Below are 9,373 nucleotides of genomic sequence, written 5' to 3' on the forward strand. Positions count from 1 at the left end.
CTTGTTGCACTAAAGTATAGCCAAATTCTCGTGCCTTTTTGATCAAATTTTTTACAGCTCTCTCCTTATATCGTGTTTCATAGTATTCCATTCCTTTTTCTACATATTCTTGTCCGTATTTGAGCATACTATAAAATATGCATGCTATTTTTCTTGCAGTAGCTGTTATTGCTTTTGGTGCTCCTAATCGTTTTTTTAATCTCCTGTAGTATGCACCCAATGAACTTTTACTATTTCCTACAGAATTAGCAGCCATTCGAAATGCATTCGCAGCACGATTAATGACTTTACGCGTTCTTGTGCTAAACACTTTTTCTCCTGTAATTTTATTGGCAGGGCTGAGTCCTAACCACGATGAAAAGTGTTTTTCTGTTGACCATTTATTATGGTTTATACCAGTTTCTGAAATTATAGTCTGTATACTTAGTATATCAAGCCCTGGAACTTTAGTAAAATCCATACCAGTTATTCGGTGCAGTTCCTCGTGCAAAGCAAAGTCAGGCTTACTTTTTCTGTGCTTATTCTTTTCCTTACTCAACTGTTTACTTTCGTTAGATTTTGTTTCAAACGTTTTGTAATAGACCTCAATATTTCTATCACATTCTGCTATTTTTTCTTGATAAATATTATATAGTTCAAATTCTTGCTTTAGCGTGAATACATGTTCCTCTCTATAATCGCCAGCTAACGCTTTTGCTATAGTAGACTGATCATTTTTTATTCGTGCATCCCTGAATTGAGCCAATTTCCCAGAATCTCTTTCGCCTTTAATTATAGCCTTGATAATTTTCATACCAGTTACTCCTGTTATATCTCTTATAACTCTATGCAGTTGTATATTCATTTGAATTAATGCCTTCTGCATACGCAGAACATGTGTAGATGCACTTTCAGTGAGGTTCTTACGTTGTCGCACGTAACTACGCAATACACATATCTGGCTATCTGGCCTAAATGACCCTTGGAGTAATCCATAACTATGTAGTTGTTGTAACCACTGACAGTCCTGAACATCTGACTTTCTCCCAGGTACATTTTTTACATGTCGCGCATTTACCAACTTAACTTCAAAACCGTAAGATTCCAGTATTTGAAACAAAGGAATCCAATATACACCAGTTGATTCCATCGCTACGGTTGTAACTTTACACTTTTTTAACCACCTTGCTAAATTATGAAGGTCTTCAGTGAAGCAGCCAAATTTTTGAACACGTTGCTCATCTCTTCTCTCGGGTATACATACATAATGTACAGCCGAACCAACATCTATCCCTGCTGCATCAGGATTCATTACCTCTAATTTACTTTTTGTCATTGTAATTGACCTCCTATAACTTATAATGAAGAAGTATTTAAGCTTGGGACGGTTAGATTATACAATCTTCTAATCGAGGTAGTCGTAATAGACTCCATCAGTGGTTTAACCGTTCCTCCAAAACCATGCTCCCAAACGGGCACTCTAGCACCATTGAGCGTCCGGTTATAACTGCAAAAATACTTCTTAATAAATTATATTTAAAAATTGTTATAGCACTGGATAAAATAGTTTCTTTCAGGTTTAACAAGATTTTTCCTTGTTCGATGCTACCAATAGAGTGGATACTTGGAGGTTTAATTTTTGCAACAGTATTTTGCGCTTTGGCAGGAAACATGATAGCTGCAGCTGCTTTATCTGTGACCATAGCAGTTTGTGCAATGTGTTACCCTGTTTATTTAAAGTTGGAAAATGCCTTTAATGCCAGAAACTTGGCAGCACAAGAGCTGCCAGATCAACCAAAACATACTGAAAATCCTCCAGCTACTCAAATGAGCGATGTATCAATACTACGTCAATTTATGAATAAGATAGTAGGGAACGTTCTATAGCTAGCTACAATTTGATATGCCGTCATTCCCTACTCGTTAGCGCCGCGGTATAGCACATTTTGCACCTGTTCACTTTAGCTATATACCAATATTTATCCTTTCTTAAAACTAAACATTTAAAATAGTAGATAACCGTTGAAGTGAGGTTTAACTATGATACTAGCAGAAACGCTCTTCTGCCTGCATTTCAATTACATATACAACATTTTTAAATTTAAATCTAGCTTTTTAGTTGTTAATTCTCAATCTCAAATTGTTAACACCTACAACTACAAAGATACACAAATAGTTAATTTTTAGCGAGGCTTTGATATGACAGAAAAAAATTCTACATCCAATGAGTTAGTATACAACAGTAAATTATTGAACATTATAATGGAAAAAGTAACAAAAGGAAAGCACAAACACCCAAACCCAGAAGTTGGGAAAGACGGGACTCTCACAGAATACAAGAGGTTGTTCAAAAAAGGGGCTAGTCCTAAGGTATTAACTGAGGTATTAATTAAATTAAAAAAATCGCCAGAATATTATAAGTATTATACCCAACGCTTCCTTCCGGTATTGAAAGAAGAAATCAAACAGTCAAAAGAACTAGAGAAAATAAAGAAAGAGAAGATAGAACAAGTAATTTCAGAAGCTATTAACAAGGGCAGCAAAAAAGATCATTCTGATAACGTTGATCAAAATGAAACTGGTCGTAGAGGGAGTATAGAGAGTAAAGACAGTGGAATTGAAAGCGGCAACAGTAGCGAAGCTGAAGATGATCATGACGCTAGTAAGAAGCATTCAATCAGTAGTGCTAACACAATAAATGAAGATCAAGAAGTAGAGAACGGGATAACAAGTAACAGTGAAGACAGTGGAATTGAAAGCGGCAACAGTAGCGAAGATGGAGATGATCATGCTGATGAGAAAGACCACATTTCGGGTATACCAATTTTCCACACAGCAAATGAAGATCAAGAAGTAGAGAACGGAATAATGAACAGCAGTGTTCAATATACTGATAAGATATTCAAAGCAATTAAAAATGGAAATCAAAGGGAATTTGAAGAATATCTAGAAAATTGCACGAATATTAGCAGCATAAAAGATGAAAAAGGAAATAATATTTTACACCTTATTGCATCGCTCAAAAAAAAACAGAAATGCGAGCTTTTAGGTACCCTAATAAAAACGGTCACCAAGAAAGATTTAGCACAACTTGTTGATAGTAAAGATCAGGAAAGAAAAACCCCTCTTCAGGTGGTGCTAATTAACAAGATAACAAAAGAAAAACATGAGTCTCATACAATTCGAAGTAACGATAACACACTTAAGTTTCTTACAAAATTGTTAGAGCATGGAGCCAGCTCTGATAATTTAGGATTATCTACAAAAGAATTACAAAACTTAAAAGAAGAGCAAAAGACATACTACCGTAATTTCTTAGAAAAATTGGCAGAGTCAGTAAAGAAGTCTGAATTAGAACCAGAAATAAAAACCAATACAGAAGCAAAAATTAAAGAAATTATACCACGTACCATAAATACTCCAGGTAGTAATCTATTACATTCAGCAATCGAAAATAATGATAAAAAACTTTTTGAGGAGTTATTGCAAAAAGGGGCAGATATTAGCTGTGAAGATACAGATGGAAACAATGCTCTACATCATATTGCTTTACTTAAAGGAGAGCAAAAAGTTGCATATTTGAAGTTGATTTTGAATTTAGTAGAAAAAGGAGTGATACCTCAAGATCAATTGAGAAAAGCTATGAATGCTACCAATCAGAAAGAAAACACGCCTCTACAAGTGGCGCTAAAAACAAAAGCGAGGAAAGGAGGAACTAAATATCTAAAGAAAGGAAAAATTTTTGATCCAACGGTTAGTTATAGCAATACAACGAAGTTTTGTGCAATGCTGCTAGAAATGGGCGCTGATCCCCGTTCTCTGGAGTTGGAAGGTCAAGCATTTGATACTAGAAAGTATTATCTAACTCTATGTGGTTTAAAAGATTATCCGAAGACTCCGCATAAAGCACAAGAAAAAGCTAGAGAATTGAAAGAGGAGCTTGAGGAAGAATACCACTGTAAAACTCCTTTAAAAAAATGTCAGTCTGGTGTTAAAAGAACAGGTTCTTCTATAGGGAAGGCAGCATCTACAATAATCCATAAAGGACCAGCATTAGCAATAATGTTTGCTGTTATTGGAATAGCAACTGCTGCTGCCTTTAATGGGGTAATGGCACCTGTAGCGGCCATTTGTATCATAGTTGCTGCTATATCTGCATATTTTATTTTCACTTCACGGAGTCGTATTAAGGAATTTCTTAAAAAATCAAGTAATGAAACAAAGGACCATGTTGACAATAAACAACAGAAAAAGCATGCAAGAAGACCAAAAAGTGCAATGAAAGATACATCAACAAAATCTCCCGCAGGTGTGTTAACAATAAACTAGTAAACCCTCTTCTCTGGAGCGATGAAGTCAATTTCATCGCTAAGAGTTTTTTCAGCCACTTTTTTATAATCAATTTTTACATTGATCTGCCCTTTCTTTTCTTCAAGCCACGCTATGGTGTGTTTCATCCAGTTTTTGTCATCACGCTCAGGAAAATCTTCACGAGCATGAGCACCTCTACTCTCCTCTCGATTGGCTGCGCATTCCATGGTAATAACCGCTTGTGGGATCATGTTAGCAAGCTCCAGTGCTTCAACTAAATCACTGTTCCATATCATACTGCGATCCTCAAGTGAAATATCAGGCATCATTTTTGCTACCTTTTTTATAGCTTTTTTACCTTCTTCTAAAACTTCAGCAACACGGAACACTGATGCGTACTTTTGCATAGTGTTCTGCATTTCGCTGCGTATTTTTGCTACTTTTAGCCCACCGGAGGCAAATCGCATTTTATTAAATCTATCTACTATCCAGTCTGTGCAGTCTGAATGCAATTTTTTATGTGGTGTACCGGATTTTAGTTTCTCTCTTGCTCTGAGCGCTGCAGCTCTACCAAAAACCACAAGATCAAGAAGCGAGTTAGAACCAAGTCGATTTGCACCGTGCACAGAAACACATGCAGCTTCTCCAATTGCAAATAGTCCATCTACCACTTCTTCCTTACCTTGCTTCAGCGTGATCACTTCTCCATAATAATTGGTTGGAATGCCACCCATGTTATAGTGAACAGTCGGAATGACCGGTATTGGATCTTTAGTGACATCAACTCCAGCAAAAGTTCTTGCGGTTTCGCTAATGCCCGGCAATCTGAGTTTTATTACTTCGGGATCAAGATGCGCTATAGTTAAATACATGTGATCTTTTTTCGGGCCAACTCCCCTTCCCTCTCTAATTTCAATTGTTATTGCACGACTTACCACATCACGGGAAGCTAAATCTTTTGCTTTTGGTGCGTAACGTTCCATAAACTTTTCGCCCTGAGAATTAACGAGGTACCCCCCTTCTCCACGGCATCCTTCTGTCATCAAGCACCCTGAGCCATATATTCCTGTTGGATGAAATTGTACAAATTCCATATCTTCAAGTGGTAACCCAGCTCTCACCACCATGCCATTACCATCACCTGTGCAGGTATGCGCACTTGTTGCAGAGAAATAAACACGTCCATATCCACCTGTTGCTAGCACCACCGAATGTGCGCGAAATTTATGTAATGTACCGTCGCATAGCGACCAAGCAAGAACTCCGCAGCATGCTCCGGTTTCGCTATCCATAATTAAATCAATCACAAAGTATTCAACAAAAAATTCAGCGTTGAATTTAAGACACTGCTGATATAGAGTGTGAAGGATTGCGTGCCCAGTTTTGTCTGCTGCCGCACAAGTGCGCTGCGCTGATTTTCCTTTACCAAAGTGAGTTGTCATTCCACCAAAGGAACGCTGGTATATTTTGCCATCTTCTGTACGAGAAAAAGGTACGCCAAAATTTTCAAGTTCAATAACAGCTTTAGCAGCGTTTTTACACATATATTCTATTGCATCTTGATCACCAAGCCAGTCTGAACCTTTTATTGTGTCATATGCATGCCAGCGCCAATCGTCTTCACCGATATTACCTAAAGCTGCACTAATTCCGCCTTGTGCTGCAACTGTATGACTTCGTGTAGGGAAAATTTTAGAAATGCAGGCAACTGAAAAATTAGTTGCAGCCATCCCAAGCGTTGCTCTGAGCCCTGCTCCACCTGCACCTACTACTACCACATCATACTCATGTTCTATGATCTCATACGCTGACTTATCCATATTTGCTTATTTTATCATTACAGGCTTATGATATCACAGAAGTAGAAAAAATCTATACAAGTTTTCTATAGCTAATACCAATTCTCATTATTAGTGAACCACTTTTTCATCCAATAATTTTGATCTTAATGCCATTTAAACCTCGCTATTTTACTTACTTCAGGTGGAACATACAATAAAATGGTTGAGTCTTTATCTGGCTTGCATCCATCGGTAGTTATTACACTAAATAAACAGGAAGTTGGTGGAATGGATTTTGTATAGTTGTTTCAATTTGGGTCTGTATATTGAAACAATGCATGAAAATGACAGGTCATTGTACAAGAGGTACCTAATTTGCCGACAAGAATGCTAGATAAAGAAACTTACATTTCAATTATTTCATAATTTCTGTATAATCTTACAAACTCAATTGGTATATTATGAAGATAATAATAGGTAATGCTAGTAAAGAATTAGGGGAATCAGTAGTTAACCGGCTAGATGTTCAACCATCCTCTGCTTGGATATCAAAGTTTACCGATGGCGAGGTAAATGTAGAAGTAGCAAATGATCTATATAATCAAGAAGTATACATAGTACAATCTCTTTCTCCCCCTGTGAATGATAACCTTATGGAGCTTCTGCTTACAATTGATGCAGTAAATAGATTAGGAGCCAAAAGGATAGTAGTAATTATTCCTTATTATGGATATAGCAGGCAAGATAGAATTATCAAAAACAATAATATGCAATCTGCTTTAAGTGCCAAATTAGTTGCAAATCTTATTCAAACTGCAGGTGCAAATAGTGTTGCAGTGATTGATTTGCACTCAAATCAAATTGAAGGATTCTTTGATGTACCGATAACTAATTTGAACTGCTTTGAAGCATTTGTTGACTGTATACACACGGAAAATTTGGCAATTGTTGCACCTGATGTTGGAGCAATTCGCAGAGCACGTGCTTTTGCAAAGACTTTAGAGGAAAAGTACAAGATAGGGTTAAGTGATAAGATTATTGTAGTAGATAAATATAGGGAGAAAGCAGGCACATCTCAAGTAATGAACATAATAGGAGAAGTTGCGAATAAAAATTGTGTCATTGTTGATGATATAGTTGACTCTGGTGGAACATTGTGTAATGCAGCCCTTGCTTTAAAAAATTGCGGAGCAAAGTCCGTAATTTCATGCATCACACATGGCGTGCTTTCAGGAAGTGCAGTTGAAAAAATTTCTTCCTCTTCTTTAGATAAATTAGTGATTACGGATACTATACTTCACAAACTTGAAAAAACTGGTAAAGTAGAAGTTGTTTCGGTCGTAGATATTTTAACTCACTTCATCCAAGGAGGTAAAGATGCCAGCTAAGTCAACAGAAGACGTTATTACTTCACTAATAGAATTCGCAAATAAGAGAAAAATAACAATTACCAAGGAAGAAATGCTTAAAATTGTACAGCTTGTAAGGATCAAGTTATCAAATGACGAGATTGATTACTACTCCAAAGGACTGACAATGCTGGATTGGATACATGATACTTTATTGCAAGTTAATACCGAAGGTGTTTCTCCTATGCGTTATGGCAGTATAGACAAGGCCATTCATGTACGCGATGATGTTATAAATTCTCAAAACATTAAAGAAGAGATATTGTCCAATACAAAACCTGAGCATGGGTATTTCGTAGTGCCAAAGGTTATAAATGATTAGGGTAAAATAAGGCGTCTCCCTACGTCATATCGCCGCGGCGCTAACAAGAGATCCCGCTGCGGGATGACAGCAATCCTACGTCATACCGTCACGGTGCTAACACGTAGCGGAATGACGGTTTTTCAAATTGTAGGTAAACCTAAGCCACTTTAGCTATAACATCTTTAGCAATGTCTTCATAAATCTCTGTCAAATCTTCACTTAGCATTAAAGGATTTCCACAATCAGAAGCATGGCATATTTGTGGATCTAAAGGAATCCTACCTAAGAGTTTGATGCCCAGCTCCTCAGACATTCTTTTCGCGCCGTTTTTTCCAAATATGTATATTTCTGAGCCGCTTTGAGTAAAATAACTCATATTTTCTACAATGCCAATAATCGGTACACTGAGCTTTATAAACATATCGTAAATTTTGCGTGCATCAATCAAGGCAAGCTCCTGTGGAGTTGAAACTATTATCGCCCCGGTTAAGTTAAAATTTTCCATAAGACTTAAATGCACATCGCCAGTTCCAGGTGGTGTATCAACTATCAAATACTCTATATCGGACCATTTTGTTCCCATGAGCAGATTATAAAGTGCTTTTGTGATCATAGGGCCACGCCATATCGCTGCACGATCTTTATCAATAAAATAGCCGATTGAAATAGTATGCAGGCCATACTTTTCTATAGGCATTGCTTTCCCACCCTGTATTTCTGGCTTTAATTTTTCAGTGCTAAGCATTTTAGGAATTGAAGGCCCATATATATCTGCATCAACTAATGCAACTTTATGTTTCAACTTTGCTAATGAGAGAGCAAGATTTAGCGCAACTGTGGACTTGCCCACACCGCCTTTACCAGAGGCCACAACGATTATATTTTTCACTCCTTCGATATGTAATTTAGCTTTTTGTTGCCCAGCTTGTTTTTGACAAGTAGCAACCACGATCACTTTTGTCACCCCCGGTATAGCTTTAACAGCTTGCTCACAATTTCTTCTTAATTCTTCGTTTGCTTGCGTGTTACCGGCAACTTCAAGCGCAAAACCAATGTCCCCGCCTTTAATAATGATTGAGGATATTATGCCAAGAGCGATCACATCTTTACCGCTTTTTTGCTCTATGACTTTTTTTAAGTTTTCTCTTACAATTTCTTCGTTGATCATTAGACCTCTTACATAGCAGATCCCAGTGCGGAACATTTGTTTCAGAAACAGTATGTTAAATGTTATAGCAGGTTTTGCCTAGAACACAAGCCAAGTACTGGTTCACTTTATGACAGTATCATGAAAGTAGCCTCTTTCTTGTTATCCAAGTAGCCCCTTCTCCTGTCATCCGAGTAGCTTGACTACTTGGATCCAGAAAAAAGAATAGTGTCATCCCAGTACTCCTTTCTCGTCATCAGAGTAGCCCCTTTTTTGTCATCCCAGTGCCCAGACACTGGTTCTTTTTTTCTAGATTCCAGCGTCACGCGCTGGAATGACAGCAGTTCTACGTCATACCGCCGCGCCGCTAACAAGTAGCGGTATGATGATTCTTCAAATCGTCAAGGTGTCATCCAAGTAGCCTTCTCTTCCTGTCATCCCA

The 9,373-nt window shown here is 37.5% G+C and carries 7 protein-coding genes; 4 read left to right on the forward strand and 3 right to left on the reverse strand.

The window, feature by feature from the left end; translation table 11 throughout:
* A partial coding sequence (locus OZD67_RS05550; protein WP_274999611.1) for an IS110 family RNA-guided transposase occupies positions 1-1,321 on the reverse strand: 1,321 nt, incomplete at its 3' end.
* A gap of 119 nt (positions 1,322-1,440) precedes the next feature.
* Here OZD67_RS05550 and OZD67_RS05555 point away from each other — a divergent pair.
* Both OZD67_RS05555 and OZD67_RS05560 read left to right on the forward strand, forming a co-directional pair.
* The gene (locus OZD67_RS05555) at positions 1,441-1,866 is read left to right on the forward strand and encodes a hypothetical protein (RefSeq protein ID WP_182182720.1); all 426 of its coding nucleotides are present in this window, start codon (positions 1,441-1,443) and stop codon (positions 1,864-1,866) included.
* Between the two features lie 312 nt (positions 1,867-2,178).
* Entirely contained in the window at positions 2,179-4,308 is a 2,130-nt protein-coding gene (locus OZD67_RS05560; RefSeq protein WP_274999754.1) for an ankyrin repeat domain-containing protein, read from the forward strand.
* On the opposite strand, the gene sdhA is transcribed toward OZD67_RS05560, so the two are convergent.
* Complete coding sequence (sdhA, locus tag OZD67_RS05565) at positions 4,305-6,110, reverse strand: succinate dehydrogenase flavoprotein subunit (protein ID WP_182182717.1); 1,806 nt, start codon at positions 6,108-6,110, stop codon at positions 4,305-4,307. The two genes, OZD67_RS05560 and sdhA, sit on opposite strands and share 4 nt — an antisense overlap.
* A 422-nt stretch (positions 6,111-6,532) precedes the next feature.
* Between sdhA and OZD67_RS05570 the strand changes: the two genes are divergently transcribed.
* Both OZD67_RS05570 and OZD67_RS05575 read left to right on the forward strand, forming a co-directional pair.
* A complete protein-coding gene (locus tag OZD67_RS05570) occupies positions 6,533-7,459 on the forward strand; it encodes a ribose-phosphate diphosphokinase (RefSeq protein ID WP_182182715.1) in 927 nt (308 codons plus the stop codon).
* Positions 7,449-7,802 carry an Asp-tRNA(Asn)/Glu-tRNA(Gln) amidotransferase subunit GatC gene (locus OZD67_RS05575; RefSeq protein WP_182182713.1) on the forward strand — a complete coding sequence of 118 codons (354 nt, stop codon included), beginning with the start codon at positions 7,449-7,451 and terminating at the stop codon, positions 7,800-7,802. Before OZD67_RS05570 ends, OZD67_RS05575 begins: the two co-directional genes overlap by 11 nt.
* 139 nt (positions 7,803-7,941) lie before the next feature.
* On the opposite strand, the gene OZD67_RS05580 is transcribed toward OZD67_RS05575, so the two are convergent.
* Positions 7,942-8,952: an Mrp/NBP35 family ATP-binding protein gene (locus OZD67_RS05580; RefSeq protein WP_182182711.1), complete on the reverse strand. Its 1,011-nt coding sequence runs from the start codon at positions 8,950-8,952 to the stop codon at positions 7,942-7,944.
* Positions 8,953-9,373: the final 421 nt, after the last annotated feature.

It is taken from the genome of Wolbachia endosymbiont of Drosophila nikananu (assembly GCF_028981865.1).
GTDB classification, from domain to species: Bacteria; Pseudomonadota; Alphaproteobacteria; order Rickettsiales; family Anaplasmataceae; genus Wolbachia; species Wolbachia pipientis_B.

Excerpts from the sequence above, each read along its gene's own strand:
- OZD67_RS05555 (WP_182182720.1), top strand. The coding sequence starts at position 1,441 with ATGCTCCCAAACGGGCACTCTAGCACCATTGAGCGTCCGGTTATAACT.
- OZD67_RS05560 (WP_274999754.1), top strand. The coding sequence starts at position 2,179 with ATGACAGAAAAAAATTCTACATCCAATGAGTTAGTATACAACAGTAAA.
- sdhA (WP_182182717.1), bottom strand. The coding sequence starts at position 6,110 with ATGGATAAGTCAGCGTATGAGATCATAGAACATGAGTATGATGTGGTA.
- OZD67_RS05570 (WP_182182715.1), top strand. The coding sequence starts at position 6,533 with ATGAAGATAATAATAGGTAATGCTAGTAAAGAATTAGGGGAATCAGTA.
- OZD67_RS05575 (WP_182182713.1), top strand. The coding sequence starts at position 7,449 with ATGCCAGCTAAGTCAACAGAAGACGTTATTACTTCACTAATAGAATTC.
- OZD67_RS05580 (WP_182182711.1), bottom strand. The coding sequence starts at position 8,952 with ATGATCAACGAAGAAATTGTAAGAGAAAACTTAAAAAAAGTCATAGAG.